This window comes from Variovorax sp. 770b2 (genome assembly GCF_900115685.1).
Taxonomy (GTDB): domain Bacteria; phylum Pseudomonadota; class Gammaproteobacteria; order Burkholderiales; family Burkholderiaceae_C; genus Variovorax.
This window is the reverse complement of record NZ_FOXJ01000002.1, coordinates 21,888-47,340: the sequence shown is the minus strand read 5'-3', so window position 1 is coordinate 47,340 and position 25,453 is coordinate 21,888. Positions and strand designations below refer to the sequence as shown.

Annotated in this window: 29 protein-coding genes; 11 read left to right on the top strand and 18 right to left on the bottom strand. The window is 68.5% G+C overall.

Translation table 11 applies throughout. The features are described 5' to 3' along the window. Nucleotides 1–35 precede the first annotated feature (35 nt). From BM133_RS15795 to BM133_RS15775, 5 genes are all read left to right on the top strand, one after another. A complete protein-coding gene (locus tag BM133_RS15795; RefSeq protein ID WP_093435448.1) occupies nt 36–1,235 on the top strand; it encodes an acyl-CoA dehydrogenase in 1,200 nt (399 codons plus the stop codon). Between the two features lie 6 nt (nt 1,236–1,241). Further along, the gene (locus BM133_RS15790; protein ID WP_093435447.1) at nt 1,242–2,477 is read left to right on the top strand and encodes a CaiB/BaiF CoA transferase family protein; all 1,236 of its coding nucleotides are present in this window, start codon (nt 1,242–1,244) and stop codon (nt 2,475–2,477) included. 16 nt (nt 2,478–2,493) lie between these two features. After that, nucleotides 2,494–2,925: a VOC family protein gene (locus BM133_RS15785; RefSeq protein WP_093435445.1), complete on the top strand. Its 432-nt coding sequence runs from the start codon at nt 2,494–2,496 to the stop codon at nt 2,923–2,925. Between the two features lie 241 nt (nt 2,926–3,166). Then, on the top strand, nt 3,167–3,547 hold the full coding sequence (locus tag BM133_RS15780) for a helicase SNF2 (protein ID WP_093435443.1): 381 nt from the start codon (nt 3,167–3,169) through the stop codon (nt 3,545–3,547). Nucleotides 3,548–3,628: 81 nt separating this feature from the next. Next, the gene (locus BM133_RS15775) at nt 3,629–4,234 is read left to right on the top strand and encodes a hypothetical protein (RefSeq protein WP_093435442.1); all 606 of its coding nucleotides are present in this window, start codon (nt 3,629–3,631) and stop codon (nt 4,232–4,234) included. A gap of 5 nt (nt 4,235–4,239) precedes the next feature. Here the strand turns inward: BM133_RS15775 and BM133_RS15770 are convergent, their stop codons facing one another. Continuing rightward, nucleotides 4,240–4,698, bottom strand: coding sequence for a CopD family protein (locus tag BM133_RS15770; RefSeq protein WP_093435440.1), 459 nt, complete (start codon nt 4,696–4,698; stop codon nt 4,240–4,242). A 114-nt stretch (nt 4,699–4,812) separates the two neighbouring features. Between BM133_RS15770 and BM133_RS15765 the strand changes: the two genes are divergently transcribed. The 3 genes from BM133_RS15765 (at nt 4,813) to BM133_RS15755 (ending at nt 6,705) form a co-directional block, all read left to right on the top strand. Further along, nucleotides 4,813–5,643, top strand: coding sequence for an isocitrate lyase/PEP mutase family protein (locus BM133_RS15765; protein ID WP_093435438.1), 831 nt, complete (start codon nt 4,813–4,815; stop codon nt 5,641–5,643). Nucleotides 5,644–5,659: 16 nt separating this feature from the next. Further along, the gene (locus BM133_RS15760) at nt 5,660–6,247 is read left to right on the top strand and encodes a uracil-DNA glycosylase family protein (RefSeq protein ID WP_093435436.1); all 588 of its coding nucleotides are present in this window, start codon (nt 5,660–5,662) and stop codon (nt 6,245–6,247) included. A gap of 62 nt (nt 6,248–6,309) precedes the next feature. Next, nucleotides 6,310–6,705, top strand: coding sequence for a RidA family protein (locus BM133_RS15755; protein ID WP_093437020.1), 396 nt, complete (start codon nt 6,310–6,312; stop codon nt 6,703–6,705). Here the strand turns inward: BM133_RS15755 and BM133_RS15750 are convergent. The 7 genes from BM133_RS15750 to BM133_RS15720 are packed head-to-tail and all read right to left on the bottom strand — an operon-like array spanning nt 6,702 to nt 13,348. Continuing rightward, on the bottom strand, nt 6,702–8,369 hold the full coding sequence (locus BM133_RS15750) for an amidohydrolase (protein ID WP_093435434.1): 1,668 nt from the start codon (nt 8,367–8,369) through the stop codon (nt 6,702–6,704). The two genes, BM133_RS15755 and BM133_RS15750, sit on opposite strands and share 4 nt — an antisense overlap. A gap of 1 nt (nt 8,370) precedes the next feature. Next, entirely contained in the window at nt 8,371–9,363 is a 993-nt protein-coding gene (locus BM133_RS15745) for a Bug family tripartite tricarboxylate transporter substrate binding protein (RefSeq protein WP_093435432.1), read from the bottom strand. Nucleotides 9,364–9,419: 56 nt separating this feature from the next. Continuing rightward, entirely contained in the window at nt 9,420–9,776 is a 357-nt protein-coding gene (locus BM133_RS15740; RefSeq protein WP_093435431.1) for a cupin domain-containing protein, read from the bottom strand. Between the two features lie 20 nt (nt 9,777–9,796). After that, nucleotides 9,797–10,789, bottom strand: a complete 993-nt coding sequence (locus tag BM133_RS15735) for a quinone oxidoreductase family protein (RefSeq protein ID WP_093437017.1) — start codon at nt 10,787–10,789, stop codon at nt 9,797–9,799. Nucleotides 10,790–10,807: 18 nt separating this feature from the next. Then, nucleotides 10,808–11,698: a beta-keto acid cleavage family enzyme gene (locus tag BM133_RS15730; protein WP_093435429.1), complete on the bottom strand. Its 891-nt coding sequence runs from the start codon at nt 11,696–11,698 to the stop codon at nt 10,808–10,810. Next, nucleotides 11,695–12,459: an SDR family NAD(P)-dependent oxidoreductase gene (locus tag BM133_RS15725; protein ID WP_093435427.1), complete on the bottom strand. Its 765-nt coding sequence runs from the start codon at nt 12,457–12,459 to the stop codon at nt 11,695–11,697. Before BM133_RS15725 ends, BM133_RS15730 begins: the two co-directional genes overlap by 4 nt. 22 nt (nt 12,460–12,481) lie before the next feature. Beyond that, nucleotides 12,482–13,348, bottom strand: coding sequence for a dioxygenase family protein (locus BM133_RS15720; RefSeq protein WP_093435426.1), 867 nt, complete (start codon nt 13,346–13,348; stop codon nt 12,482–12,484). Nucleotides 13,349–13,490: 142 nt separating this feature from the next. Between BM133_RS15720 and BM133_RS15715 the strand changes: the two genes are divergently transcribed. After that, nucleotides 13,491–14,522 carry a LacI family DNA-binding transcriptional regulator gene (locus tag BM133_RS15715; protein ID WP_093435424.1) on the top strand — a complete coding sequence of 344 codons (1,032 nt, stop codon included), beginning with the start codon at nt 13,491–13,493 and terminating at the stop codon, nt 14,520–14,522. Here BM133_RS15715 and BM133_RS15710 read toward each other — a convergent pair whose 3' ends face one another. From BM133_RS15710 to BM133_RS15700, 3 genes are all read right to left on the bottom strand, one after another. Continuing rightward, the gene (locus tag BM133_RS15710) at nt 14,523–15,320 is read right to left on the bottom strand and encodes a hypothetical protein (protein WP_143100141.1); all 798 of its coding nucleotides are present in this window, start codon (nt 15,318–15,320) and stop codon (nt 14,523–14,525) included. A gap of 409 nt (nt 15,321–15,729) precedes the next feature. Further along, the gene (locus BM133_RS15705) at nt 15,730–17,409 is read right to left on the bottom strand and encodes a hypothetical protein (protein WP_093435421.1); all 1,680 of its coding nucleotides are present in this window, start codon (nt 17,407–17,409) and stop codon (nt 15,730–15,732) included. A gap of 64 nt (nt 17,410–17,473) precedes the next feature. Beyond that, nucleotides 17,474–17,668 carry a YjiS-like domain-containing protein gene (locus BM133_RS15700; protein ID WP_093437015.1) on the bottom strand — a complete coding sequence of 65 codons (195 nt, stop codon included), beginning with the start codon at nt 17,666–17,668 and terminating at the stop codon, nt 17,474–17,476. An 89-nt stretch (nt 17,669–17,757) separates the two neighbouring features. Here BM133_RS15700 and BM133_RS15695 point away from each other — a divergent pair, with 89 nt between their 5' ends. Beyond that, nucleotides 17,758–18,648, top strand: a complete 891-nt coding sequence (locus BM133_RS15695; protein ID WP_093435420.1) for a LysR family transcriptional regulator — start codon at nt 17,758–17,760, stop codon at nt 18,646–18,648. 4 nt (nt 18,649–18,652) lie between these two features. On the opposite strand, the gene BM133_RS15690 is transcribed toward BM133_RS15695, so the two are convergent. From BM133_RS15690 to BM133_RS15680, 3 genes are all read right to left on the bottom strand, one after another. Continuing rightward, the gene (locus BM133_RS15690) at nt 18,653–19,687 is read right to left on the bottom strand and encodes an aliphatic amidase (RefSeq protein ID WP_093435418.1); all 1,035 of its coding nucleotides are present in this window, start codon (nt 19,685–19,687) and stop codon (nt 18,653–18,655) included. 188 nt (nt 19,688–19,875) lie between these two features. Next, nucleotides 19,876–20,367, bottom strand: coding sequence for a hypothetical protein (locus BM133_RS15685; protein WP_093435416.1), 492 nt, complete (start codon nt 20,365–20,367; stop codon nt 19,876–19,878). Then, nucleotides 20,364–21,299 carry a LysR family transcriptional regulator gene (locus BM133_RS15680; RefSeq protein ID WP_093435415.1) on the bottom strand — a complete coding sequence of 312 codons (936 nt, stop codon included), beginning with the start codon at nt 21,297–21,299 and terminating at the stop codon, nt 20,364–20,366. The genes BM133_RS15685 and BM133_RS15680 overlap by 4 nt, the downstream gene beginning before the upstream one ends. 95 nt (nt 21,300–21,394) lie before the next feature. Here BM133_RS15680 and BM133_RS15675 point away from each other — a divergent pair, with 95 nt between their 5' ends. Further along, nucleotides 21,395–22,390, top strand: a complete 996-nt coding sequence (locus BM133_RS15675) for an NAD-dependent epimerase/dehydratase family protein (protein WP_093435413.1) — start codon at nt 21,395–21,397, stop codon at nt 22,388–22,390. A 10-nt stretch (nt 22,391–22,400) separates the two neighbouring features. On the opposite strand, the gene BM133_RS15670 is transcribed toward BM133_RS15675, so the two are convergent. Genes BM133_RS15670 through BM133_RS15655 form a run of 4 tightly spaced genes read right to left on the bottom strand, consistent with a single transcriptional unit; the run spans nt 22,401 to nt 25,297 of the window. Beyond that, nucleotides 22,401–23,345 carry a glutaminase gene (locus BM133_RS15670; RefSeq protein WP_093435411.1) on the bottom strand — a complete coding sequence of 315 codons (945 nt, stop codon included), beginning with the start codon at nt 23,343–23,345 and terminating at the stop codon, nt 22,401–22,403. Then, entirely contained in the window at nt 23,342–24,250 is a 909-nt protein-coding gene (locus tag BM133_RS15665; RefSeq protein WP_093435409.1) for a DMT family transporter, read from the bottom strand. The genes BM133_RS15670 and BM133_RS15665 overlap by 4 nt, the downstream gene beginning before the upstream one ends. A gap of 22 nt (nt 24,251–24,272) precedes the next feature. After that, entirely contained in the window at nt 24,273–24,788 is a 516-nt protein-coding gene (locus BM133_RS15660) for a BON domain-containing protein (protein WP_093435407.1), read from the bottom strand. After that, nucleotides 24,788–25,297, bottom strand: coding sequence for a flavin reductase family protein (locus tag BM133_RS15655; protein ID WP_093435406.1), 510 nt, complete (start codon nt 25,295–25,297; stop codon nt 24,788–24,790). Before BM133_RS15655 ends, BM133_RS15660 begins: the two co-directional genes overlap by 1 nt. Nucleotides 25,298–25,453 lie beyond the last annotated feature (156 nt).

Genomic DNA, 25,453 nt, shown 5'->3' with positions numbered 1-25,453 from the left:
CCTTTTCTCTCTTTCCCTCTTTCCGGAGACAGCACATGGCCGCCAAAGCGCAATTCCACTGGGACGATCCCCTTCTTCTCGACCAGCAACTGACCGACGAAGAACGCATGATCCGCGACGCGGCCAATGCCTACTGCCAGGAGCGCCTGGCGCCCCGCGTCATCGAAGGTTTCCGCAGCGGCGAGACCGACCCCGCCATCTTTCGCGAAATGGGCGCGCTCGGCCTCCTGGGCCCCACGATCCCCGAGCAGTACGGCGGCCCCGGCCTCAACTACGTGGCCTACGGCCTGATCGCCCGCGAAGTCGAGCGCGTCGACTCGGGCTACCGCTCGATGGCCAGCGTGCAGAGCTCGCTGGTGATGGTGCCCATCTTCGAATTCGGCACCGAAGCGCAAAAGCAGAAGTTCCTGCCCAAGCTGGCCACCGGCGAATGGATCGGCTGCTTCGGCCTGACCGAACCCGACCACGGCTCGGACCCCGGCAGCATGGTCACGCGCGCCAAGAAGGTGCCGGGCGGCTACTCGCTCAGCGGCGCCAAGATGTGGATCAGCAATTCGCCCATCGCCGACGTGTTCGTCGTGTGGGCCAAGGAAGTCAGCGAAAGCGGCACGGTCGGCCCGATCCGCGGCTTCGTGCTCGAGAAGGGCATGAAGGGTCTCTCGGCCCCCGCGATCCACGGCAAGGTGGGCCTGCGCGCCAGCATCACCGGCGAAATCGTGATGGACGGCGTGTTCTGCCCCGAGGAAAACGCCTTCCCCGAAGTGCAGGGCCTGAAGGGCCCGTTCACTTGCCTGAACAGCGCCCGCTACGGCATCTCGTGGGGCGCCCTGGGTGCCGCCGAAGACTGCTGGCACCGCGCCCGCCAGTACACGCTGGACAGGAAGCAATTCGGCCGCCCGCTCGCCGCCAACCAGCTCATCCAGAAGAAGCTGGCCGACATGCAGACCGAGATCACGCTGGGCCTGCAGGGGAGCCTGCGCCTGGGCCGCATGAAGGACGAAGGCACGGCCTCGGTCGAGATCACCTCGATCATGAAGCGCAACAACTGCGGCAAGGCCCTGGACATCGCCCGCCTGGCGCGCGACATGATGGGCGGCAACGGCATCAGCGACGAGTTCGGCGTGGCCCGCCACCTGGTGAACCTGGAAGTGGTCAACACCTACGAAGGCACGCATGACATCCACGCGCTGATCCTGGGCCGTGCGATCACCGGCATTGCAGCTTTCGCGAACTAGGCACGAATGACCAAGCCCGCAGCCCTGGACGGCATCAAGGTCCTGGATCTGTCCCGCGTGCTCGCGGGCCCGTGGTGCACGCAGATCCTCGCGGACCTGGGTGCCGACGTCATCAAGATCGAGCGCCCCGGCGTGGGCGACGACACCCGCACCTGGGGCCCGCCGTTCATCAAGGACGCGGACGGCAACGACACCGACCAGGCCAGCTACTTCACCGCCTGCAATCGCAACAAGCGCTCGGTCACCATCGACATGGCCACGCCCGAGGGGCAGGCGCTGTTGAAGCAGATGGCGGCAGAGGCCGACATCGTGGTGGAGAACTTCAAGACCGGGGGCCTCGCGCAATACGGCCTCGACCAGGAGAGCCTCCGCGCGGCCAACCCGCGCCTCATCTACTGCAGCGTGACCGGCTTCGGCCACGACGGCCCTTACGCCGAGCGCGCGGGCTACGACCTGATGATCCAGGCCATGACCGGCATGATGAGCATCACCGGCCGTCCCGACGACGTGCCCGGCGGCGGCCCGCTGCGTGTGGGCGTGGCGCTCACCGACCTGTTCACCGGCGTGTACGCGAGCACCGCGATCCTCGCGGCGCTGCAGGTGCGCGACCGCACGGGCGAAGGCCAGCACATCGACATGGCGCTGCTCGACGTGGGCATGGCCATCCTGGCCAACCAGGCGAGCGCTTTTCTCAACACCGGCAAGGCGCCGCAGCGACAGGGCAATACGCACCCGAGCCTGGCGCCGTACCAGGACTTTCCGACGCTCGATGGCTCGATGCTGCTGGCCGTCGGCAACAACGGCCAGTTCTCGCGCTTCTGCGAAGCGGCCGGCCATGCGGCGTGGGCAGCCGACGCGCGTTTCGCGACCAACACGCTGCGCGTGAAGCACCGCGGCGTGCTGATCCCGATGATGGAAGAACTCACCCGCACCCGCAGCACCGCCGACTGGGTCACGCTGCTCGAAGACAAGGCCGTGCCCTGCGGCCCCATCAACGACATTGCGCAGGCCTTCGACGACGCGCAGGTCAAGGCACGGGGCCTTGCGGTCACGCTGCCGCGCGATGCGGGCGATGGCATTGCCAGCATCACCGGCGTGGCGAGTCCGCTGCGCCTGTCGGCCACGCCGCCCGTGCTGCGCCATGCGCCGCCGGCGCTCGGACAGCACACGCGCGAAGTGCTGGCCGAGTTCGGCATCGACGCGGCGCGGTTCGATGCGCTGCGTTCGGCGGGCGTGGTCTGAAGAAAGACAGCCGGCCATGACGCGTCCGATGCCCAGCCCACCGTTCGCGGTGCTGCGCATCGACCATGTCGTGCTGCGCGTGAAGGACATCGAACGCGCGATCGCCTTCTACCGCGACGTGCTGGGCTGCGCGGTCGAGAAGCGCCGCGACGACCTGGGGCTCGTGCACTTGCGTGCCGGCGCGAGTCTCATCGACCTGATCACACCCGATGGCCCCTTGGGCAAACAAGGCGGCGCATTGGCCGGCAGGGAAGGCCGCAACGTCGACCATCTCTGCCTGCGCATCGAGCCTTTCGATGAAGCGGCGATTCGCGCGTCGATGGCACAGCACGGCGTGCCGGTGCACGGCGACGTGCAGAACAACTTCGGTGCCGAGGGCAAAGGGCCTTCGATCTACATCACCGATCCCGACGGCAACAGCGTCGAGCTCAAGGGCGCGGCCGGCTGATCGCCGGCCCTTCGTCCACTCCTTTTTCCGAAGCGCAGCGCGGCCTGCGGGCCGATTTGTACGCCACTGTGTCCAGCCGGCGAAGCGCACACACGCGCATGCAAAACGGCCCGGATCTCGACACATCGCAGATACAGCCTGCCGATGTAATTCATTCATCGCCACACGGCACCCCGACGTAGCGATGAATGTCCCGATAGATCACTTACCGACTCACTCACTTCTTTTGAAAGATACCGCCATGAAGACCACCAAGCTCCTCCTCGCCGCCGCTGTTCTCTCCGCTTTCGCCGCTGGCGCGAGCGCCGAGGAATACCAGGGCGTGCTGCAGTTCCAGTCGACCGCCAGCCGCGCCGCGGTGCGCGCCGATGCGGTCGCTGCAGCCCACAGCGCAGACCAATACGCCGAAGGCGCATCGAGCGGCGTGCCCGTCGCGATCGCGAGCGCCACCGACCGCGCCACGGTCCGTACGCAAGCCGTGGCCGCCGCCCGCGCCGGCGACCTGTACGCCGAAGCCGCCTCGGCCGGCACGGCGCCGCGCCTGTCCGGCACGCTCGACCGCGCCACGGTGCGCGCCCAGGCCGTGGCCGTTGCGCACGGCATCGACACGCTCGGGCTGTAAGCCAATTGGCGTCATTGCGTCTCCGTGCAGAATCGGACGCGCGCCCCCAGAGGCGCGTCCGATTCACGAGGGAGTTCTCCAATGACCAACCATCCGCTTGCCGCGCGCATTGCCGCGCGGCTTTCCTTTGCGTCCCTTGCAATGGGCACCGCCGCATTGCTCGCCGCCTGCGGCACGCGCCAGCCGGCGCCTCCCGAGCCGCCGCCGCCCGAGGCGACCGCGCGCAACAGCGTGGTCATGTCCGCCGTCACCTATGGCACCACCGCCAAGGGCATCCAGCTCAAGAAGGCCGACGACGCGTGCGATGTTCCGGCCTCGCTCAAGCAGGCCGTGCAGGACCAGTTGCTCACCCCTTACGAATACCTTCTCGCGCCGCCGGCACCTCTCAACGCCGAGGGCGCACCCGTCCTTCGGATCGAGATCACCGACCTGCTGGCGAACGCAGGCGGCCTCTACGGCGGCCCGAAGATCGTGCAGCTGCGCGGCACGCTGGAGCGCAAGGGCGAGGCACCCGCGCGCTTCACCGCGGAGCGCCAGATGTTCATCTACTTCGGCATGCCGCGCAGCACCTGCAGCATGGTCGGCGTGGTGACCTATGCGCTGGGCGAAGACATCGCCAAGTGGCTGCAGAAGCCGGTCGACGGCGCCGTGCTCGGCGAATCGAGCGCCGCCGCCGGGAAGCGTTAACGGGCCTAGCCCGCGCGCCCGACGGTCGCCACGGCGAACACCACCACGCCGAGCGCGAGGTTCAGGCTCACCAGCTTGCGCACCGTGTTGAGCCGCGCGGCCGCCACCGGCCACGCGCTTTCTTCCACCGCGCGGCGCAGCGCCTTGAACACCCAGGCGCGGATGTAGACATAGATGCCGGCCATCACGATGGCGATGCTCATCATCGCCTCGATGCGCCAGTGCACGCCGCGAAAGCCGCCCGTCAGCAGGATCATCGCGACGCCGCTCACGAACAGCAGCGTCACGGACGCGTCCACGCCGACGAAGAAACGCCGCAGCGCCGCGGCCATCATGCGCAGGCGCAGCGGCGGCTCCAGCGTGGCGACGGCGGCCGGGCGCACCGCGAAATGCATCGTGGCCATGCCGCCGACCCAGAAGGCGGCAGCGACGAGATGAATGAAAAGCAGGAGGGCGTAGGGCATGGGTGCCGATCAGAACACCGAACGGTGCGGGCGCGCAATGTCGGCGTCATTGCGTTAAAACCCCATCCTTCGCACATTTCGCCATTTCACATACCCGAGAAAGATGAGGCCCCCATGACTCGCACCGTCGCCCAGAAACGCGCCGACTTCCGCGCGCTCCACGAACAGGGCTGCTTCGTCATCCCCAACCCCTGGGACACGGGCAGCGCGCGCTACCTGCAGGGCCTGGGCTTCAAGGCGCTGGCCACCACCAGCTCGGGCCATGCGTGGTCGCAGGGCCTGGCCGATGGCGCGCAGCCGCGCGATGTCGTGCTGGCCCACCTGCGCGACATCGTGGCGGCGACCGACCTGCCCGTGAACGCGGACTTCGAGAACGGTTTCGCATCCGACGCGCACGGCGTCGCCCAGAGCGTGCGGCTCGCGGTCGAGACCGGCGTGGCGGGCCTGTCGATCGAGGACTCGACGGGCGATGCGGCGAATCCGCTCTTTCCCATCGACGTTGCGGTGGAGCGCCTGCGCGCCGCGCGCAAGGCCATCGATGCGGCGGGCGGCGACACCTTGCTCGTGGGCCGCGCCGAAAACTTCTTCGCGGGCCGGCCCGACCTGGACGACACCATCGCGCGGCTCAAGGCCTATGCAGCGGCCGGTGCCGACTGCCTCTACGCGCCGGGCATCAAGACGCGCGAGCAGATTGCCGCAGTGGTCGCGGCCGTGGCGCCCAAGCCCGTCAACCTGCTGGTCGGCGGGGCGAGCGAACTCACGATGAAGGACATCGCCGAGCTGGGCGTGCGCCGCGTCAGCGTGGGCGGCGGGCTCGCGCGCGCGGCATGGGGCGGGTTCATCCACGCGGCGCGCACGCTGGCCGAGCAAGGGCGTTTCGTCGGGTTCGCCAACGCCGCAGCGGGCAATGAACTCAACGCGTTCTTCCGTCCGTTCGCCGAGTAGCGCGCGAGAGCCGTTCATGGATGTATTGCTGGCGGAAATCCGCAGTTGCCGCGCCTGTGCCGCGCACCTGCCGCTCGGACCGCGTCCCGTCGTGCAGGCCAGCGCCACGGCCCGCCTGCTGCTCGTGGGCCAGGCGCCGAGCATGACGGTGCACACCACCGGCGTGCCATGGAACGACAAGAGCGGCGAGCAGCTGCGCCGGTGGCTCGGCATCGACCGCGAGACGTTCTACGACGCCACGCGCATCGCGCTCATGCCGATGGGTTTCTGCTACCCGGGCCGGGGCACCAGCGGCGACCTGCCGCCGCGCAGGGAGTGCGCCGAACTCTGGCAGGCGCGCCTGCTCGCGGAGATGAAACAGGTCGAACTCACGCTGCTGATCGGCCAGTACGCGCAGCGCCACTTTCTCGGCGCGGCCCGCAAGGCCGGCGTCACCGAGACCGTCGAGGCCTTTGCAGAGTACGCGCCGCGCTTCATCCCGCTGCCGCATCCGTCGCCGCGCAACACGGGCTGGTTCAAGCACCATCCGTGGTTCGAAAGCGATGTGCTGCCGGTGCTGCGCGATCGCGTGCGGCGGGCGCTCACGCCATCCTTCGCTCCGTAGCGAAGCGAGCCGGTGCGGCGGCCGGCATCATCGAACGCATCCCTTTGCAGAAAGCCGCGTTCATGAAGAAGGAAGTCATCCGTGTCGAACCCCTGTCGACCTACCTGGAATACCTGAAGGCGCCCGCCTCGGTCGTCACGCGGCACAGCGATACGGTCTATGTGTCGGGCCTGCCGCCGCTCGACCCCGCCACCGGCCGGGTGGTCGAAGCAACGATCGAGCGGCAGACGGAAATCGTGCTCGAGCAGCTCAAGCTCTGCCTGGAAACGGCGGGCTCCTCGCTCGCGAACGTGCTCAAGTGCAATGTCTACTGCACATCGCCCGAGAAGTTCGCGGCCGTCAATGCAATCTACGCGCGGTACTTCCCGAAGGACCCGCCCGCGCGCATCTTCGTCTGCGTGCCCGCGTGGTTCGGGCCGTTCGACATCGAGATCGACTGCATCGCCGCCTGCGACTAAGGCGCCGTGGCCGCTGCGCCGAAGGGCCGTGCCGCGTAGACAACGCGCCCGCCCACCACCGTCATCAGCGACACCGTCTTGCCGATGCGCTCCACCGGCACCGAGAAGAAGTCCTGGTCGATGATCGCGAAGTCCGCGAGCTTGCCGACCTCGAGCGTGCCGCGCTTCGCCTCGTCGAAGCTGAACCATGCGCTGCCCGCCGTGTAGAGCCGCAGCGCCTGTTCGCGCGTGGGCGTTTCGTCGGGCCCGCGCATCGCCTTGCCGCTGACTGTCTTGCCATCGAGCATCCATTGCAATGCGACAAAGGGGTTGTACGAAGCCACGCGATGCGCGTCGGTGCCCGCACCCACGTTCACGCCGCTGCGCAACGCGGTGACCATGGGCGGCATGCGCCGCGCTGCCTCGCCGCGCGTCGCCAGCGCGCGGTCGCCCTGGAAGTACATCGCATCCTGCATCGTCCAGCCGATGCCCAGCGCCTTCATTCGCGCAAGCGTCTCGGGCGATGCGTCGTCCAGATGCGCGATCGACCAGCGCAAGCCGCGGATCGGCACCTCGGCATTCAGCCGCTCGTACAGCCCGAGCAGGTGATCGACCGAGCCGTTCTCCTGCCAGTGGATGGTGACCGCGAGTTTGCGCATCGCCGCCCACTTGATGAGCTCGTAGAACTTCTCCTTGGCCGTCGCATCGGGGAAATTGTTGTTGTACATCGCGAGCGTCACGCGTTCGCCCAGGCCATTGAACTTCAGCATGTCGTCGCCGAAGCCCATCGGCAGCATCTGCGTGAGGTCGCGAAACTCCTGCAGCTCGGCACCGGGTTTCTGCGCGAACACGCTGTAGGCCACGCGCAGCGTCAACGCCTTCTCGCGCCACAATTCGAACAGCGCCGCGTACTGCGACGGCGCGATGCTGAAGCCGCCCGGGTCCACCAGGCCGGTGATGCCCAAGCGGTTCAGTTCCGTGAAGAAAGCGCGCGTGCCGGCCACGTTGTCGTCGTAGGTCGGCTTGGGCAGCTTGTCGAAGAGCGCGGAGATACCGACGATGTCGCCGGTCATCCAGCCCGGCGCGCCATCGGGCGCGGACTTCATGCCGGCCGGCAGCGTGCCCGCGGGAACGCCGAGCGCTTCGAGCGCCTTGGGCGTCATCGCGACCGCTTCGTAGAAGAGCTGCACGTACACCGGGTTGTCCGGCGCAGCCTCCTGCAGTTCGGCCACGGTGGGGCGTCGGCGTTCGGCGAACTGCTGCTCGGTCCATCCGCCCGCCACGATCAGCCAGCCGCCGGGCCGCGCGCGGGCGGCCGCGGCGTGGATGCGCGCCATGGCTTCGGCGATGGAGCCGGCGCCGATCCAGTTGACCTCGGTCGAGTAGCTCAGCGCCGCGCGCACCGCATGCATGTGCGAGTCGATGAGTCCCGGTATCACCGTGCGGCCACCCGCATCGACCGTGCGGGTCATCGGGCCGGAAAGCGTGCGCATCTGCCCGGCATTGCCGACCGCCACGATGCGACCTTCGCGCACGGCAAGCGCCTGCGCGGTGATGCCGGTGGCGTCGAGCGTGGCGATCTTCGCGTTGATGACGATCAGGTCGGCCGGTTGCGCCTGCGCGGCGACGGGCAGCAGAAGAAAGACGGCGGCAAGGGCCGCCGCCGTGAACAGTGTGCGGGCCATGTCAGTCGACCTTGATGCTCGCGGCCTTGACCACCTGCTGGGCCTTGGCGGTCTCGTCGACGATGAACTTGTTGAACTGCGCCGACGGCATCGTGAACGGCTCGGCGCCGAGCTTCTCGAGGCGCTCCTTCAGTTCGGGCGACACCATGATCTTCGCCACCTCGGCCTGCAGCCGCTCGACCACAGGCTGCGGCGTCTTCGCAGGCGCGAAGAGTCCGACCCAGAACAGGTACTCCGAGCCCGGCACGCCGGCCTCCACCGTGGTGGGCGCATCGGGCAGCGCCGACGAGCGCTTTGCCGTGCCCACGGCCAGCGCCTGCAGCTTGCCGCTCTTGATGAGCGGCAGCGCCGAGACCATCGGCGCGAAGAACCAGTCGACACGGCCGGCCATCACCTCGGTCATCGCCTCGGGCGTGCCACGGAAGGGCACGTGCTGCGCATCGAGCCCGGCCGCGAGCCGGAACACCTCGGCGTTCATGTGCGTGGCCGAGCCGTTGCCGGCCGATCCGTAGTTCAAGCCGCCCGGCTTGGCCTTGGCCTTGGCGACCAGGTCCTGCACGTTCGCAAAGTGCGACGGCGCGGTGACCAGCACGTTGGGCAGGCTCGCCATCGGCGTGATGCCGGTGAAGTCCTTGATCGTGTCGTACGACAGGCCCTTGTAGATCCACGGGTTCACCAGGTGCCCCGCCGAATGCACGAGCAGCGTGTAGCCGTCGGCCGGCGCCTTGGCCGCGATGGCCGCGCCGAGCGTGCCGCCCGCGCCGGGCTTGTTGTCGACGATCACGCTCGTGCCGAGCGCGGGCCCGAGCTTCTCGGCCACCAGGCGCGCGACGATGTCGGTGCCGCTGCCTGCGGTGAAGGGCACCACCAGCTTGATGGGTTGCGTACCCGGCCACGTGCCCTGCGCGAATGCGCCACCACCGAGCGTGCAGGCCGCGAGCGCCGCGGCCACAGCGAGCGCCCGTCGGCGGCTCCAGGGAAATGTCTTCTTCATGCGTCTTGTCTCCGTTGATTTGTTTGTTCGAGCGATGAATGACTGGAAGGAGGGCGCTAGTCCGGCGGTGCGTTCGGCATCACCAGCGCCACCAGCACCGGCCGGTTGCTGCGGTTCTCCAGTTGGCGCTTTTCGCCGGGCGCGAAGCGGCAGCTGTCGTACTGCTCGAGCACGTCTTCCTGGTGCGCACCGTCGAATTCGCCCACCACATGCAGCTGGCCTTCGAGCACGAGGTACAGCTTTTCCATCGGGGAGTCGTCCAGGCCGGTGTGGCCACCGGGGAGGATCTGGCTCATGCCCATCCACATCTGCGTGGAGGGGCCGGCTTCCTTGCCCTGGAGGCGCAGGCACCGCATGTCGAAATGGTTGGGCGCCTCGTAGTGCGGCGCCTCGCTGAAACGGGTCACATGCATGGCGGTTGTCCTTCGTGGGTTCAGGGGCGCAGCACGACGCGGTCGGTGCTGCCCGAGAGCACCAGCCGGTAAGCGTCCATGGCTTCGTCGAGCGTGAAGCTGCGTGCAATGGGAAAGGGCTTCAGCGTGCCGCGCTCGAAGCCTTCGCGCATGGCGTCGAGCTGCGCGGTCGAGGCCACGCAATTCATCGCAAGCGAGTCGATGCCCACGAAGGTGTGCATGCCGCGGTAGAACGCGAAGATGTCGAAGGGCACCGCGCGCTCGTGCGTGGCGATGAAGATCTGCGTCGCGCCCTTGGCCATCGCTTTGTTGGCGGCCTCGAAATAGGCGCTGCCCACGGTGTTGTAGACGATGTGTGCGCCGCGCCCGTCGGTGAGTTCGCGCACCTGCGCGCCCACGTCGGTGTGGTGGCGCGCATCGATCACCTCGACCACGCCGTTTGCGAAGCCTTCGAAGGGCCCGGCGCGGCGCTGCACCGCGATCACGCGCGCACCGGCCTGCGAGGCCAGTTGCACTGCCGCCTGGCCGACCTTGCCGTTGGCGCCGAGCACCAGCACCGTCTGCCCCGCCTGCGGCATGCCGCTGCGGCGAAAGCCTTCGTACGCGGTGACGAAGGGCACGCCCACCGCGCCGGCCTCGTCCATCGAAATGCCCCGGGGCTTGGCGCGCAACGCGCCTTCGGGCAACACCAGGTAGCGCGCATGCGAGCCGTCGCGCGTGATGCCGATGTCGCCGCCCGAGCCGTAGACCTCGCGGCCGATCCATTCGGCCGGCCCGCTCACCACCGTGCCCGCGAAGTCGCGGCCCGGGGTGCGCGGCCATGCGGCCTGCGGCATGATGCCCAGCGTTGCCTTCACGTCGCTCGGGTTGACCGCGGCGGCCGCGACGCGCACCACGGCGTGGCCGGGCGGCGGCGTGGGTTCGGACTGCGGCGCGGCCTCCAGCTGCAGTGCATCGAGGTTGGCGGCCTTCTGGTTCACGCGCAACGCGCGGCAGGTGTGGGTCGTGTGCATGGCGGCGACGCTCATCGTTCAGCCCCTCGCATCCGGAAGGCCCAGCATGGCGCGCGCTTCGCGAGGGTTCGCGATCTCGCCGCCCAGGCTCAGCAGGATGTCGCGCGCCTTGGCCACGAGCTGTGCATTGCTCTGGGCGAGCACGCCCTTTTCAAGATAGATGTTGTCCTCCATGCCCACGCGCACATGGCCGCCCAGCAGCCAGGCCTGCGCGACGATCGGAAACTCCATGCGGCCGATGCCGAAGGCGCTCCAGAACGCGCCGCGCGGCAGCATGTTGCGGGCGTAGAGCAGCGTCTCGGGCGTGGGCGCGAAGCCGTATTTCACGCCGAGCACGAAGGTCCACATCGCGGGGCCGTCCAGCGTGCCGTCGGCGATCAGGTCGAGTGCGAGGTTGATGTCGCCCGAGTCGAAGATCTCCAGCTCGGGCTTCACGCCCGCCTCGCGAATCACCTTGGCCATGCGGCGCACGTTCTTCGGCGTATTCATCACCACGTCGGGTCCGGAGTTCATGGTGTTGAGGTCGAGCGAACACACGTCGGGCTTGATGAGCGCGATGTGCTCCACGCGCCTCTCGGGCGGCAGCAGCGTTGTGCCCGGCGCGGCGATCTTCGGGTCGTCCTCGCTCGGGATGTAGCGTCCGCCCGGGCCGGTCGTGAGGTTGACGATCAGCTCGCGATTGCCGCGGCGGATGCGGTCGACCACCTCGCGGTAGAGCTCGACGTCCATCGACGGCTTGCCCGTCTCGGGGTGGCGCACGTGGATGTGCACCTGCGCCGCGCCGGCCTCGGCGGCCGCCAGGCATTCGTCGGCGATCTGCACCGGCGTGATCGGCAGGTGCGGCGTCTGCTCGGGCTTCACGAGGTTGCCCGTGACGGCGCAGGTGATGAGGGTCTTCACGGTGCTCACAGGTGACGCCCTCCATCGACCACGATGCGCGTGCCGGTGACGAAGCGCAGCGTCGTCGCGAGTGCCTGGACCGTCGCGGCCACGTCGTCGGGCCTGCCGATGCGCCCGAGCGGCGTGGTGCTGGCCATCTTGTTCGCGAACTCCGCGCCGCGTCCCGGCACGAAGCCCGATTCGACCGCGCCCGGCGAGACCGACACCACGCGCACCGCCGGCGCAAGCGCCTTGGCCAGCGCATCGCCCACCACATCCAGGCCCGCCTTGGCCGCGACGTACGCGAGGTTGCTGCCCACGCCGGTGAACCCCGCGATGGACGAGATGTTCGCGACCAGGCCGTCGCCGCTTTCCTTCAGCATGGGCGCGAAGGCGCGGATGGTGGCGAACACGCCGCGGAAGTTGGCGCGCAGCAGGTCGTCGATGAGCTCGTCGGTGAGTGCATCCAGATCGCCGGCGGCGATGGGCTGCGTGTGCCCCGCGCTGTTGACCAGGATGTCGCAGCGGCCGTGCGTGGCCTTCACCTCGGCGGCCGCGGCCTGCAGGCTCGGCGTGTCGACGATGTCGGCGCGGATCGCCGTGTGGCGCTGGTCGTTGGGGGAGGGCAGCGCGGCGGCGCGCGCGGCGGCATCGTCGCCCCGGCGGTGCAGCAGCACGCAGGTGGCGCCGAGCGTGGCCAGGCGCGTGGCCGTTGCATAGCCGATGGCGCCGAGGCCGCCAGTGATGACGGCGACCTTGCCGTCGAGTCGGGAAACAGGATCGAAGCTCATGGCGTGAAGGGGAGTGGTGGGTTCAGGGGATCGGTGGACGGGGGAACTTCATCTCGCCAGGCTCGAGCTGGAAGTCGTATTGCAGGGTGGCTGTCTGGCCATCGGGCGCGAGCGCGAAGCGGCCGATCAGCCGGCGCGTCACGCCGAAGGTGGGATCGGTCTCCAGGTTCTCGTCGTCATCGGCGAACACCTGCGTGATCAGCACCTTGTGGTCCGGCTTGCTCACCATGAAGTGCAGGTGCGCGGGCCGGTTGGGATGGCGCCGCTGCGCGCGCAGCAGCACGCCGCAGGGCCCATCGGTCGGCACGGGATAGCCGGCCGGCCGCACGCTGCGGAAATGAAAACGCCCCTCGGCATCGGTGGCGAAGCGGCCGCGCAGGTTCATGTTCTCCTGCGTCGGGTCCTGGTTCTCGTAGAGGCCGATCGGCGAGGCCTGCCATACGTCGACCGTGGCGCCGGCCACCGGCTGGCCGCCGGCATTGCGCACCGTGCCCGTCACCGCGAGCGGAATACCCGGCGTGCCCGAGCGCGCGATGTTGTCGCCCGGTGCGCAGGCCGGCGAATTCGCGCGCCAGAACGGGCCGAGCAGCGCGGCGGGCGATTCGCCGTGCGGGTCCTGGTTGTTCTGCAGCGCGACCACGGAGGAGATGCCCAGGATGTCGGCCGCCAGCACCACCTCGTTCTTCTTGTCGCCCGTGGCGTGGCCGATGGCGACGATGAACTCGAGCGCCTGCTCGAACTCCTCTTCGGTCAGCTTCACCTCCTGGACGAAGGCATGCAGGTGGCGCGTGAGCGCATCCATCACGGTGCGCAGTCGCGCATCGGGCGTGTGTTTCATGGCCTCGAGCGCGAAGCCGAGCACCGAATGGGGAGAGGTGGCAATGTTCATGGCGGGTCTTTGCAATCGTTTGCACAATATTAGTCCAAATCGCCAAAAAGTAAAATGACCCTCTTCGTCAGACCAGGAATGAGGAAAAGCTGTCTGCAGCATCTGACTGGCACGACAATCGTTTGCACCAATCCATGAGCCGATGAGCACCAGCCCCACTTCTTCTCCCGTGACCATTCGTGACGTCGCCCGCGCCGCGGGCGTGCATGTGTCGACCGTGTCGCGCGCACTCAGCCCCGAGAAGCGTTCACTGATCAGCGACGAGGTGCTGCGCGTGGTGGAAGAAGCGGCGCAGCGCCTGGGCTACCGGCCCAATCGCGCCGCCTCGGCGCTGCGTACCGGGCGCACCCACACCATCGGCGTGCTGGTGCCCGACATCACCAATGCGGTGTTCCCGCCGATCCTGCAAGGCATCGAGGCCAGCGCGGCGGCGCGCGGGTACTTCGTGTTCGTCACCAATGTGGTCGACCCCGCACTCGCGCGGCCGGTGCTCGAACGCATGCTGGCCCAGCGCGTGGACGGCGTGATCCTCGCAACGGCCACGCGCGACGATCCACTGGTCGATTTCGTCACCAAGGCGGGAATGACCGCGGTGCTGGTCAACCGCGCCGACGAAACCGGCCGCCTGCCCGCGGTGGTGAGCGACGACCGGCTTGCGATGAAGCTCGCGGTCGATCACCTCGTGGGCCTGGGCCACAAGCGCATCGCGCACCTCGCGGGGCCGCAGCACATTCCCACGGGCGTGGGCCGGCGCCTGGGCGTGGAGCAGGCGCTGCGCGACCATCGCATGAAGCCATTCCGCGTGGTCGAGTGCGCAAGCTACAGCCGCGAGGCAGGGGCGATCGCGATGCAGCAGATGCTCGAGGCCGGCGCGGCCCCCCAGGCGGTGGTGTGTTGCAACGACCTCGTGGCGCTGGGCGCCTACGACGCGCTGCGCAAGGCGGGCCTGCGCGTGCCCAAGGACATCTCCATCACCGGCCACAACGACATGCCGCTGGTCGACATGGTCGACCCGCCGCTCACCACCATCCGCCTGCCGCACCGCGAGCTGGGCTGGCGCGCGGCGGAGATGCTGTTCGAGGAGATCGATGGGCATGCGATGTCGGCATCGACCGTGGTGCTGCGGCCCGAGCTGGTGGTGCGCAAGTCCACGGGTGCGCCAGCCGTACGCTGATCAGTCCCGAGGGAAGATATAGCCGGCAATCAGCCGTCCTGTTGCGTCCTGGAGCTGTACATAGAGCGTGTTGCTGCGCGTGCAGATGCCATCGCGCGTGTACTGGCTGATGCTCACGAAGCCGACGCCCTTCTTCACGCCGGTGAGCACGCAAGCCTTGTCTCCTGCCTTTGCTGCGTCGGCCACCGTGAAATCGAAGGCGATGCGATTCTTGGCAGAGCCAGGCTCTTGCAGGGCGGCCGAGCCGCTGAGCGTGCAGGCGCCCCCGAGGCTGCCCGACGGAGTCGAGCCGCTGAGGCTGCCGTCGGCTGCGATGTTCAGCGTGCCGTTGAATGCCCCGTAGAGCGCGCCCCATTCACCTCCGAGGAACGAAGGCGTCAGTGCGAGGGAGTTGGACAGTTCGTATGTCCAGGGACCGAAGGCCTTGGGGGCTGCGGCGTTGGCGGCATAGGTACCGGTCATGGAAGACTTCGCGCTGAAGGCTCCGCTGCCGCTCCATGGCGCCCAGTCGGTGAAATTGCGCACCTCGCCCGACGAGACTTGCCACGTGCCGCTTCCCGCGTCGAAGGAAAGCTTGCCGACGAAGTCGTCGTGCATGCCGGTCATGACATTGGGGTCGGGCATCTGGAAGCCTACGGTGGATCCGGCGGCATCGATGGACAACAGCCCGACGCTCGCCGCCTGGCCTCCAATGGTACCGGGCTGGCCCCACAAGCCCTCGAAGGCGTTGCCGACGTCCGCGGTCGAGCCTGTCTCGGGTGTGGTGATACACGCCTTCGGGTCGGAAGAAGGTGTCACGGACGCAGGGGCCGGCGCTGGCGGCGGGGCTGGTGCAGGCTCGGGTGTGGGTGTGGGTGTGGGCGATGCCGTTGATGTGGTCGGAAGAAGGGGCAGAAATCCGCCCCCCGAACCACCGCCTCCTCCGCATGCGGTCAGTCCCGCTGTCAGCGTGACGGTGAGTACGGCAGCCGTGAGCGGCCGCGGGCAATTGCGCAGCAAGTGCGAAGTCATGAATTCTCTCCCTGTGTTGATTTGAGCTCCCGGCGCAGGCGACTCCTGCGACCAGGCGCCGCGAATCATCCATGCCGCATGTGCCATCGCCAGCGTGCGCGATGCATGAAACTCAAACCAGTTCGGGCTTTCGTGAATTCGGCACGGCCAAAAAGCAGCGGTGCTCCGTATTTCGCAGTCCGACAGGACAAAGGAACTAGGTGCGGCGCACGGCCTTCTTGCGCGCCGCCGCTGGCCGCCGCGGCGGTTTCGCCTCGAGCACCAGCTCGGCCGGCAAGGTGTCATTCCACGACTCTGTGAAGTAGGCACGGTCGCTCGGCACCAGTTGCGGCAGTGCCTCGCGCAGAAACCCCAGCGACTGTTCGGCGGCGTGCAGATCGCCCGCATGCGCCGCATACCAGGCGTGTTCGAACAAGAGGCTGCAATGCTGCAGACCCGGGTAGCGCCGCCGCCCGGCCTGGTGATCGGCCAGCCGAGCCTGCGCCACGTCGACCCAGCGCGCCGGCCAGTGCGCGGCATCGAAGGCATCGGCGAGCGGGCCGGCGAGCTTGGAGATCGCGGCCGGGTCCAGCGGCTTCTGCGCTCGGAACTGCGCAAGCGTGGGTTGCTGCTCGGGCCGGCAGTGCCCGCGCGCGATGCGCATCAGGTAGATCGCATTCCACGCCGAGCGCCCTTGCCCGTCGGTGTGGCCGCAGAGCCATTCGCTGAAGGCGATCCACTGCACCGCGCGGCGCGTGGTGTCGGCGTGGCCGTCGTGCGCGAGCGCCGGAAGATCGGAGAGCCCGACGCGGTCGAACAGCCACGCGGCCATGCCCATGTTGGCGGCCACGTGCTGCGCCGCGTCGAACGAATGCGATTCGAAGGCCGCGGCCAGCGCCTCGCCGAAGCGCTGCAGCGACTCTTCGGCGAGCGCCGCAGCGGCCGGCTTGTCGTCCGTCGAGAGACCGAGCGCGCGCGAGCGGCACACCAGCGCCCAGAGGTTGCACCACTCGAAGCGCACGTCGGGGTGATGCCGCAAGACCAGCCCGCGCGCTGCATCCTCGGCCATGCCGCCGAGCAGCGACTGCGCGAGCGGCAGGTCGCGCGCGGTGTAGGCGCACCACGCCGAGACGATGCATTCCATCGCGCCCAGGTAGTCGTTGCCCGCCACGTGGTGGGCCAGGCGCTGCTTCTTGAGCGCCTGCAGCCGCCGGCGCGCCTGCTCGTTGTCGCCGAGGCGGCGCCACAGCATCGCCTCGTTGAGCGTGACCAGCGCGCGCTGGAAGTCGGTGGCGGCCAGCGTGCCGGCCAGGCGGATCGACTCCAGCGCGCTGGCCGGCAGCCCGGTCGCGCTGCCACCCGCCACGGGCGCCATGAGCCGGCCCTGCCGCGCGGCCTGCTGCGAGGCGACCAGCTGCTTCCAGAATGCGGCGTCCTGCAGATGCACCGCGTCGGGTGGCGGCGAGCCGGGTTCCGCCGTGCGGCGCTTGCGCGAGCGCAGGCCGAGAAAGGAGGCCACCTCCGCGGCGGTGGCCGTGCGGCCGCCCACCAGCATGCGCGCGCGCTTCGCCTCGGCGGCCGGCAGCCAGAACGGCCCTTGGCTGCGCCGTTCGGCATTGAGGAAGCGCGGTTCACGCTGCGTGTCCTCGCCCCAGCCGACTTCGATGTTCCAGGCCTTGAAGTCGCGGAACGCGCGGCTCACGACCATGCGCAGCGTGCTCGCGTCGGAGACTTCGCCGCGCAGGTCGGCCAGCCGCACCAGGCCGCTTTCGGCGTCGTGCGCATGCTGCATGCGCACCAGCAGCCAGAGCGACTGGAAGGCCGCGCGCTTGCCGTTGACCGACTGCGGCGAGGTGAGTTCGATGGAGAGCGGGGCGGGTGTCTTGGGTTGGGGCACGCCCCGGATTGAACCTCAGATTCCGGGGCAAAGGCTGAAGGCCGATGCCGCTTCTTTCGCCATGTCAGTACCTGTTGCGGTCGATCAGCTCGCGCACTTCGCTGCGCCCGATGCCCAGGTCGCGCAGGTCGTGGTCGCTCATGCCGGCCAGGTGCTGCGAGTCGGCGCGGCTGCGGCGGCGCTGCGCTGCGCGGCGGCGCCAGTCGTGCAGGGCATGCATCAGGCGTTGATGAAAGGTCGAGGGCTTGGGCGCTGTCACGGTGGGCTCCTTGGTGGGAGCATTCATCTTCCGGCGCTGCGTGCTATTGTGGAAGTTGAGATTCCTGAACCACACAATCAGCATTCCTGATGCGACAACTCAACCTGGATCAACTGCGAACGCTCATCGCCATCGCGGACCTCGGTACCTTTTCCGCAGCGGCCAAGGCACTGCACCTCGCGCAACCCACGGTGAGCCTGCACATCAGCGAACTCGAGTCACGCCTGGGTGCGCAGCTGGTGGTGCGCGGCAGCCGCAACGTCACGCCCACGGCCGCGGGCGCCGCGCTGGTGGAGCGCGGGCGCAGGCTGCTGCGCGACACCGACGAGGCCATCGATGCCGTCAAGCGCCAGACCGAAGGCCGCACGGGCCGCGTGCGGCTGGGCACATCGACCGGCGTGGTGGTCGACCTGTTGCCGCAGGTGCTCGAGGCGCTGGGCACGGTGCACGCGGGCATCGACGTGGAGGTGAGCATCCTCGGCTCCTCCGAGGCGATGGCGCGGCTGGCCGCGGGCACGCTGGACATCGGGCTGGTCGCGATGCCGCAGCCGCCGCTGCGCGACCTGGTCGTCACGCCATGGCGCGATCAGCCGATGATGGCCTTCGTGCCGCAGCGCTGGAAGGCGCCCCGGCGCGTGACGCCCGCGTGGCTCGCGGCGCAGCCGCTGATCTTCAACGACGCGACCACCCACATGTATCGCCTCACGATGGAGTGGTTCGCCGAGGCCGGCTTCGCGCCGCGCGCCCGCATCGAGCTCAACTACGACGCCGCGATCCAGAGCCTTGTCGCAGCCGGCTATGGCGCGGCGCTGCTGCCGCTGCAGCAGACGGTCGACGAGGTGCCCAACAAGCGCATGCAGGTGCTGCCGATCACCCCGAAGCTCACGCGCCGCCTGGGCATCGCGCATCGTCAGCCGAGCGTGCGCGACGGTGCGACGCAGAGCGTGCTGAAGGTGCTGACGACGTTTCGCCAGCTTTGATTCTTCAGCTCTGATTGGATTCGTTCGGAAGGCCCTCGATCGGACACTCGGCCGTGCCGATCGTGCGACGCGTGAATGACTCCACCTTCTCGCGTGCGCCCTCGGGGTCGTTGATCCACTGCGTGTAGAAGTCGAAGGGGCAGGCCGCCACGCCCTTGTCGCCATCGCCCGAGTTGATGACGCCGGTGTAGCCGCGGTGCATGAGCTTGAAGAGGTGGTTCTGCGACTGGCCGTTCCTGCGTGCATCGCGGATCAGGCTCATCGAGAGCTCGGCGTAGTTGATGCCCATCTCTTCCTCGCCGCATTCGCCGAGCGTGCGGCCGTCGAAGCCGATGAGCGCCGAATGGCCGAAGTACGAGTACACGCCGTCGAAGCCCGCCGCGTTGGCCACCGCCACGTAGGTGTTGTTCATGAAGGCCATGGCCTTGGACACCAGGATCTGCTGCTCCTTGGCCGGGTACATGTAGCCCTGGCAGCGGATGACGAGCTCGGCGCCGCGCATCGTGCAGTCGCGCCAGATCTCGGGGTAGTTGCCGTCGTCGCAGACGATCAGGCTGATCTTCATGCCCTTCGGGCCGTCGCTCACGTAGGTGCGGTCGCCCGGGTACCAGCCCTCGATGGGCACCCACGGCATGATCTTTCTGTACTTCTGGACGATCTCGCCCTCGTTGTTCATGAGGATCAGCGTGTTGTAGGGCGCTTTGTCCGGGTGCTGCTCGTGGCGCTCGCCGGTGAGCGAGAACACGCCCCACACGTTGGCGCGGCGGCAGGCGTCCGCGAAGATCGCGGTCTCCTCGCCGGGCACGGTGGCGGCGGTGTCGTACATCTCCTTGGCGTCGTACATGATCCCGTGCGTGGAGTACTCGGGAAAGATCACCAGGTCCATGCCCGGGAGGCCCCGCTTCATGCCGACCAGCATCTCGCCGATCTTGCGGGCGTTGTCCAGCACCTCGGCCTTGGTATGAAGGCGGGGCATCTTGTAGTTGACGACCGCGACGCCCACGCAATCGCTGCTGCTCGAAATATCACCATGTCGCATGACGCTGCTCCTGAAGTCCTGAAGGATGGTTGAGAAAAAACAAAAAGACCCGAGCCGGTGTTCCAACCGATTCGGGCCTGTTTGTCCTGTCCTGCAACGGGTTCGTGTCGTCGAAGCCGATTGTTCTCAACTCACCGCGGGCTGCCCATACGTCATTTCGCTGATTGCGGGCCGGGGCGGGCGGGTGCTCAGCGCGGGCGGGCGAAGTCCGCTTCGATCCAGGCGGTGGCGCTGCCCGAGGTGAGCCTGAAGGCCGGCGAGACGTTCACGCTCGCCAGCTCGCTGTCGTCTTCGTCGTCGTGTGCGCTCAGCGTGGCCGAGGGGTTGTCCTCGTCGGGCACGATCGCGAGCGCCACGCGAATGCGCCGGCCGTCCCGCGCCGTCACGGTCACGCTCTTGTTGAGCGTGGCGTGCAGCTGCTGCTCGTGGCGGCGGATCACTTCGGCGGCCGTTTTCACCAGCGTGGAAAAGGCGGGGCCGTCCAGCGGCTTGGGGTTCTTCTTGTCGCGGCCCATGGTCCAGGGGCCGACCAGCGCGGGCTCGGGGTCGCCGTGGCGGGTCATCTCGACGGCCCAGCCGTCGTCTTCCTCGTTCTTGATCACGCGGGCGGTCCAGAGGTCGTCGCGCCAGAGGCGGGGTTCCTGGAGGGGGAGGTTGTCTGTGTCGGTCGGTTCGGTCATTCGGAGGCTTGTGTTCGTGCGCGGCCTATTTTCCCCTGTGCCGGCGGATCGATGTATGCCTGCAGTCCGGCGACCAGTGCATCGAAGGCGGCACGGCAGCGCGGGCTGCTGCGCAGGTCTTCGTGCATCGTGATCCAGGTCTCCAGCTTCATCGAGAAAGTGCGCGGCATCAGGCGCACCAGTGCGGCGTCGCGCCGGGCCAGGCCCGCCTGGCAGATGCCGATGCCCGCGCCGGCGCGGATCAACGCCAGTTGCGCGAGGTCGCTGTCGGTGCGCAGCGAGAAAGCCTCGCGCCCGTAGCCCGGGAGCGCCTTGCCCGCGTTGCGCACGAACGCCGAAGGCTGGTCGTAGCCGATGACGGCATGCGCTGCGAGGTCTTGCACCTTGCGCGGCGTGCCGTGGCGGTCCAGGTAGTCCTTGCGCGCGTGAAACCCCAGCTCGATCTGCCCGACGCGGCGCGCGACCAGCTGCTCCTGCTTGGGCCGGACCATGCGCACGGCGATGTCGGCTTCGCGCCGCAGCAGGTCCTGCACGCGGTTGGTCAGCACCAGCTCGACCTTCAACGCGGGGTGCGCCTCGCGCAGCCGCGCGACGATGGGAGGCAGCACCTCGACGCCGATCACTTCGCTGGCCGAGACACGCACGACGCCGCGCACGCCCTCGCCCTGGCTGGTCGCGGCGCGCTCCAGCGAGGCGGCGGTGCTTTCCATGGCCTCGGCATGCGTCTGCAGCGCCAGCGCGACTTCCGTGGGCATGAGCCCCACCTGTGAGCGCGTGAACAGCGCCACGCCGAGCGCTTTCTCGAGCGCCGCCACATGGCGGCCGGCCGTCGGCTGCGTGATGCCCAGCGCACGCGCCGCGCCGGAGAGCGAGCCTTCCCGCAGGACGCCGAGGAACGAGCGATAGAGCTCCCAGCCGATGTTCGAAGTCATACACAAATGTATAGCTGCTGACCTGTGTTCGGCAATTCCAATGGAAGAGGCGCCGACCCAGAATCGAGCCATCGACAACGTTTCTGGAGCATTTCATGGCACACGACAACACGGTCCTGGTTCTGGGCGCGACGGGCGGCATCGGCGGCGAGGTGGCACGGCAACTCCGCCAGGCGGGGTGGACGGTGCGGGCGCTGCAGCGCGGCATGGCGCAGCCCGCGACGCAAAAGGACGGCATCACCTGGCTGCGCGGCGACGCGATGGACCGGCAGGCCGTGATGGACGCCGCGAAGGGCTGTTCGGTCATCGTGCATGCGGTCAACCCGCCCGGCTACCGCAACTGGGCGCAGCTGGTGCTGCCGATGCTGGACAACACCATCGCCGCCGCCACGGCCGAAGGCGCGACCATCGTGCTGCCCGGCACGGTCTACAACTACGGTCCCGATGCCTTCCCGGGACCGATCGGCGAAGACGCGCCGCAGCACCCCGTCACCCGCAAGGGCGCGATCCGGGTCGAGCTGGAGCGGCGCCTCGAAGCCGCCAGCCGCAACGGCGCCCGCGTGCTGATCGTGCGCGCCGGCGACTTCTTCGGTCCGAAGGCCGGCAACAACTGGTTCTCGCAAGGGCTGGTGAAGGCGGGGCTGCCGGTCAAGGCCGTGAGCTATCCGGGCCGCGTGGACACGGCGCACCAATGGTCGTACCTGCCGGACGTGGCGCGCACCATGGTCGCCTTGCTGGCGCGGCGCGACAGGCTGGAACCCTTTGCGCGCTTCCACATGGCCGGCCATCGGGATGCCGACGGCACCCGGATGAGCGGCGCCATCCGCAAGGTGGTGGCGCGCCGCACGGGCGCCGAGCCGCGCGTTTCGGCCTTCCCGTGGTGGCTGCTGACGCTGGCCTCGCCCTTCGTCACCACCCTGCGCGAAATGCGCGAGATGCGCTACCTGTGGCAGACGCCGGTGCTGATGGACAACGCAAAGCTGGCGGCCTTCCTCGGGCACGAACCGCATACGCCGCTGGAAGAGGCGGTCGAGGCCTCGCTGGAAGGCATGGGCTGCCTGGGCACGGCGCCGGCGGCCGTGGCCGCCTGATCGGCGAAGGTCAGAAGACCGAGAGCCCCGTGCGCGTCACGAACAGCTCCAGCGCCTTCATGCCCAGCAGCGAGTTGCCGGTGGCGTCCAGCGCCGGCGACCACACGCAGAGCGTGAGCTTGTCGGGCACGACCGCCACGATGCCGCCGCCCACGCCGCTCTTGCAGGGCAGGCCGATGGAGAACGCCACGTCGCCCGCGGCGTCGTAGGTGCCGCAGGTCAGCATCAGCGCGTTGATGCGCCGCGTCTGCCGTTCGCCGGTGATCTCGGGCTCGCCGTCGATCGGGTGGGCGCCGTCGCGGCACAGGAACGCCGCGGCGCGTGCCAGCTGGCGGCAGCTCATCCGCAACGAGCATTGGTGAAAGTAGGTGTCCAGCACCGTGCCGACGTCGTTGTCGATCTTGCCGAAGCTCTTCATGAAGTTCGCGAGCGCGACATTGCGGAAACCCGTGTCGGCTTCGGACTTGGCCACCTCTTCGTCGAACGCAATCGGCTCCCCGCACAGGCCGCTCATCAGCCGGAGGATGTCGGCTTTCGCGCTACCGCCATTGGCCATCGCCTGGCTCACCAGCCGGTCGGCCACCGCGATCGCGCCCGCATTGATGAACGGATTGCGCGGCTTGCCCTGCTCGTTTTCCAGCTGCACCAGCGAGTTGAACGGATTGCCCGAGGGCTCGCGCCCGATGCGCTCCCACAGCGTATCGCCCATGCGCTGCATCGCGAGCGTCAGCGTGAAGAGCTTGGAGACGCTCTGGATCGAGAACGGCACCTCGCCATCGCCCGCGAACGCCTCTTCGCCATCGCAGGTGCGCAGCGCGATGCCGAACTGCCGCGCATCGATGCGCGCGAGCGCGGGGATGTAGCTGGCGACGGTGCCCTCCTGGCCGAGCCTGGGGCGCAGCGTGGCGACGATGTCGTCGAGGACGTGCTGGAAATTCATGATGGCCGCGCTCATGCCGTGCGTTGCACCGCGGGGCGCCGGTTCACCAGCACGATGCCCAGGCCGACGCCCACGAGGGCCACCATCAGCTGCACCGTCAGCGGCTCGTTCAGCAGCACCACGCCGAAGATCAGCGCGAACAGCGGCGTGAGAAAGGTGAAGGAAGACATCTGCGTCGCCGGGTAGTGCCGCAGCAGCCACATCCAGGTGAGATAGCTCGCGAACGCGCCGATCACCGTCTGCAGGCCGATCGAGGTCCAGGCCCAGGCCGAGTACGAGAAACGCCAGGTCTCGCCGAGCGCGAGCGACAGCAGCGGGCACACCGCCGCAGTCACCGCCACCTGGTAGAAGAGCGTCTTCTCCGCACTGGCCGTGGCGAGCTTGGTGGTGCGCAGCGTCAACGTGGTCAGGCCCCAGAGCATGCCGGCCGCAAGCCCCATCGCATCGCCGATGAGTTGCGACGAACTCATGTGATTGAAGCCTTCGCTGAACGCGAGCACCACGCCCGAGAACGCGATGAAGAGCCCGAGCCACTGGAAGCCGCGCAGGCGTTCCGCCGGCACCCAGCGCGGCAGCAGCAGCGAGACCCAGAACGGCGCGGTGTAAAGGAACACCGTGAGCCGCGAGGCGCTGGTGTGCTGCAGGCCGAGGTAGATGCCGGCGAACTCGCCCGCGAAGAGGGCCCCGGCGAGCAGGCCGGGCCACAGCGTGCCGTCGCGGTCGAACAGCGGCACGCCGCGCGAGGCGCACCACAGCCACAGGAGCACGGTGGCGCCCACCATGCGGATCGAGGCCTGCCACATCGGCGGCACTTCGGCCACGGTGGTCTTGATGAGGATCTGCTGAAGCCCCCAGAACGCGCAGCACGCGATGAGAAGGCCGATGGCCAGGGAGTCGAGGTGGGTCTTGCGCTGGATCATTCGTGTCGTTGTCGTCGTTGATTCATCGGCCGGCCACCGGGTACACCGGGTAGGGCGGCTTGCCTCGTGTGCCGGTCATCAGGTCGGGCACCACGGTCTCCACGTCGGGCACCGCGCGCGCGGCGCGTTCGAGCCGCCTGGCCAACGCGGGCGTCGGCACGCAGCCCTGCAGGTAGACCCAGCGGCGCTGGATCATCACCCACACGCTGCCGCTGCGCACGCCCGGCACGGCCAGCAGTGCGGCGCGCACCTTGGGGGCGAGCGGCTTGTCGTAGCGGTAGGCGTTGCTGTCGGTGCACTTGCCGGCGAGCCAGCAGCTGGTGCCGCGCTCCAGGCGCGAGTGGGTCTGGGTGCGCCGTTCTTCGGCGGTATAGAACGGGCCTTCGGGCGTGGTGCAGGCCGCAAGGCCGGTGGACACCTGGAAGAACGGGTCGTCGAACCAGTTCTGCTTGAGCGCTCCCGCCACCTCCTGCGTCTGCTGCGCCATCGCGGCCTGCGCGGCCAGCAGCAGGACGGGCAGGAGCGCAGCGGCCCGCATCACAAGGGATGTTCCGTGTAGAAACGCCCGCCGTGGAACAGGAGCGGCGAGGCGCCCGCGTTGTGCGTGCAGCGCTCGACTTCGCCGACGAAGATCACATGGTCGCCCTCGTCGTAGCGGCTGCGGTTGAAGCACTCGAAGCTCGCCGCGGCGCCGACCAGCACCGGCGCGCCGCCGATGCCCCGGGTGAATTCCACGTCGGCCCAGCGGTCGATGTTCTTGGTGGCGAAGCGCTCGGCCAGCGGCTTCTGGTTCGCGGCCAGGATGTTGATGGCGTAGTGCGAGCCGGTGCTGAGCGCGGGCATCGAGCCCGCGGCACGGGCCAGGCTCCACAGCACCAGCGGCGGCGTGAGCGACACCGAATTGAAAGAGTTGGCCGTGAGGCCCACCAGCGTGCCGTCGGCCGCGCATGCGGTGACGATGGTCACGCCCGTGGCGAACATGCCTAGCGCTTCCCGGAACTCGTCGGGCGAAAAGGTGGGCGGCTGGGCCCGGCGGGGAGTGGTCACGAAGGAGGCTGGGCGGTGGTCGGCAGGAAGACCATTTTGGCTCAGAAGGTGTGAATGCACCCGGCGTGCCCGAGCAGCCCGCCCCGACGCGCCCGATGAAGGCGCAAAGCGCAGCCATGGCTCGGCCATGGCGAGCATCTGCAACGCAGAGCGGGG

Excerpts from the sequence above, each read along its gene's own strand:
- BM133_RS15795 (WP_093435448.1), top strand. The coding sequence starts at position 36 with ATGGCCGCCAAAGCGCAATTCCACTGGGACGATCCCCTTCTTCTCGAC.
- BM133_RS15790 (WP_093435447.1), top strand. The coding sequence starts at position 1,242 with ATGACCAAGCCCGCAGCCCTGGACGGCATCAAGGTCCTGGATCTGTCC.
- BM133_RS15785 (WP_093435445.1), top strand. The coding sequence starts at position 2,494 with ATGACGCGTCCGATGCCCAGCCCACCGTTCGCGGTGCTGCGCATCGAC.
- BM133_RS15780 (WP_093435443.1), top strand. The coding sequence starts at position 3,167 with ATGAAGACCACCAAGCTCCTCCTCGCCGCCGCTGTTCTCTCCGCTTTC.
- BM133_RS15775 (WP_093435442.1), top strand. The coding sequence starts at position 3,629 with ATGACCAACCATCCGCTTGCCGCGCGCATTGCCGCGCGGCTTTCCTTT.
- BM133_RS15770 (WP_093435440.1), bottom strand. The coding sequence starts at position 4,698 with ATGCCCTACGCCCTCCTGCTTTTCATTCATCTCGTCGCTGCCGCCTTC.
- BM133_RS15765 (WP_093435438.1), top strand. The coding sequence starts at position 4,813 with ATGACTCGCACCGTCGCCCAGAAACGCGCCGACTTCCGCGCGCTCCAC.
- BM133_RS15760 (WP_093435436.1), top strand. The coding sequence starts at position 5,660 with ATGGATGTATTGCTGGCGGAAATCCGCAGTTGCCGCGCCTGTGCCGCG.
- BM133_RS15755 (WP_093437020.1), top strand. The coding sequence starts at position 6,310 with ATGAAGAAGGAAGTCATCCGTGTCGAACCCCTGTCGACCTACCTGGAA.
- BM133_RS15750 (WP_093435434.1), bottom strand. The coding sequence starts at position 8,369 with ATGGCCCGCACACTGTTCACGGCGGCGGCCCTTGCCGCCGTCTTTCTT.
- BM133_RS15745 (WP_093435432.1), bottom strand. The coding sequence starts at position 9,363 with ATGAAGAAGACATTTCCCTGGAGCCGCCGACGGGCGCTCGCTGTGGCC.
- BM133_RS15740 (WP_093435431.1), bottom strand. The coding sequence starts at position 9,776 with ATGCATGTGACCCGTTTCAGCGAGGCGCCGCACTACGAGGCGCCCAAC.
- BM133_RS15735 (WP_093437017.1), bottom strand. The coding sequence starts at position 10,789 with ATGCACACGACCCACACCTGCCGCGCGTTGCGCGTGAACCAGAAGGCC.
- BM133_RS15725 (WP_093435427.1), bottom strand. The coding sequence starts at position 12,459 with ATGAGCTTCGATCCTGTTTCCCGACTCGACGGCAAGGTCGCCGTCATC.
- BM133_RS15720 (WP_093435426.1), bottom strand. The coding sequence starts at position 13,348 with ATGAACATTGCCACCTCTCCCCATTCGGTGCTCGGCTTCGCGCTCGAG.
- BM133_RS15715 (WP_093435424.1), top strand. The coding sequence starts at position 13,491 with ATGAGCACCAGCCCCACTTCTTCTCCCGTGACCATTCGTGACGTCGCC.
- BM133_RS15695 (WP_093435420.1), top strand. The coding sequence starts at position 17,758 with ATGCGACAACTCAACCTGGATCAACTGCGAACGCTCATCGCCATCGCG.
- BM133_RS15690 (WP_093435418.1), bottom strand. The coding sequence starts at position 19,687 with ATGCGACATGGTGATATTTCGAGCAGCAGCGATTGCGTGGGCGTCGCG.
- BM133_RS15685 (WP_093435416.1), bottom strand. The coding sequence starts at position 20,367 with ATGACCGAACCGACCGACACAGACAACCTCCCCCTCCAGGAACCCCGC.
- BM133_RS15680 (WP_093435415.1), bottom strand. The coding sequence starts at position 21,299 with ATGACTTCGAACATCGGCTGGGAGCTCTATCGCTCGTTCCTCGGCGTC.
- BM133_RS15675 (WP_093435413.1), top strand. The coding sequence starts at position 21,395 with ATGGCACACGACAACACGGTCCTGGTTCTGGGCGCGACGGGCGGCATC.
- BM133_RS15670 (WP_093435411.1), bottom strand. The coding sequence starts at position 23,345 with ATGAGCGCGGCCATCATGAATTTCCAGCACGTCCTCGACGACATCGTC.
- BM133_RS15665 (WP_093435409.1), bottom strand. The coding sequence starts at position 24,250 with ATGATCCAGCGCAAGACCCACCTCGACTCCCTGGCCATCGGCCTTCTC.
- BM133_RS15660 (WP_093435407.1), bottom strand. The coding sequence starts at position 24,788 with ATGCGGGCCGCTGCGCTCCTGCCCGTCCTGCTGCTGGCCGCGCAGGCC.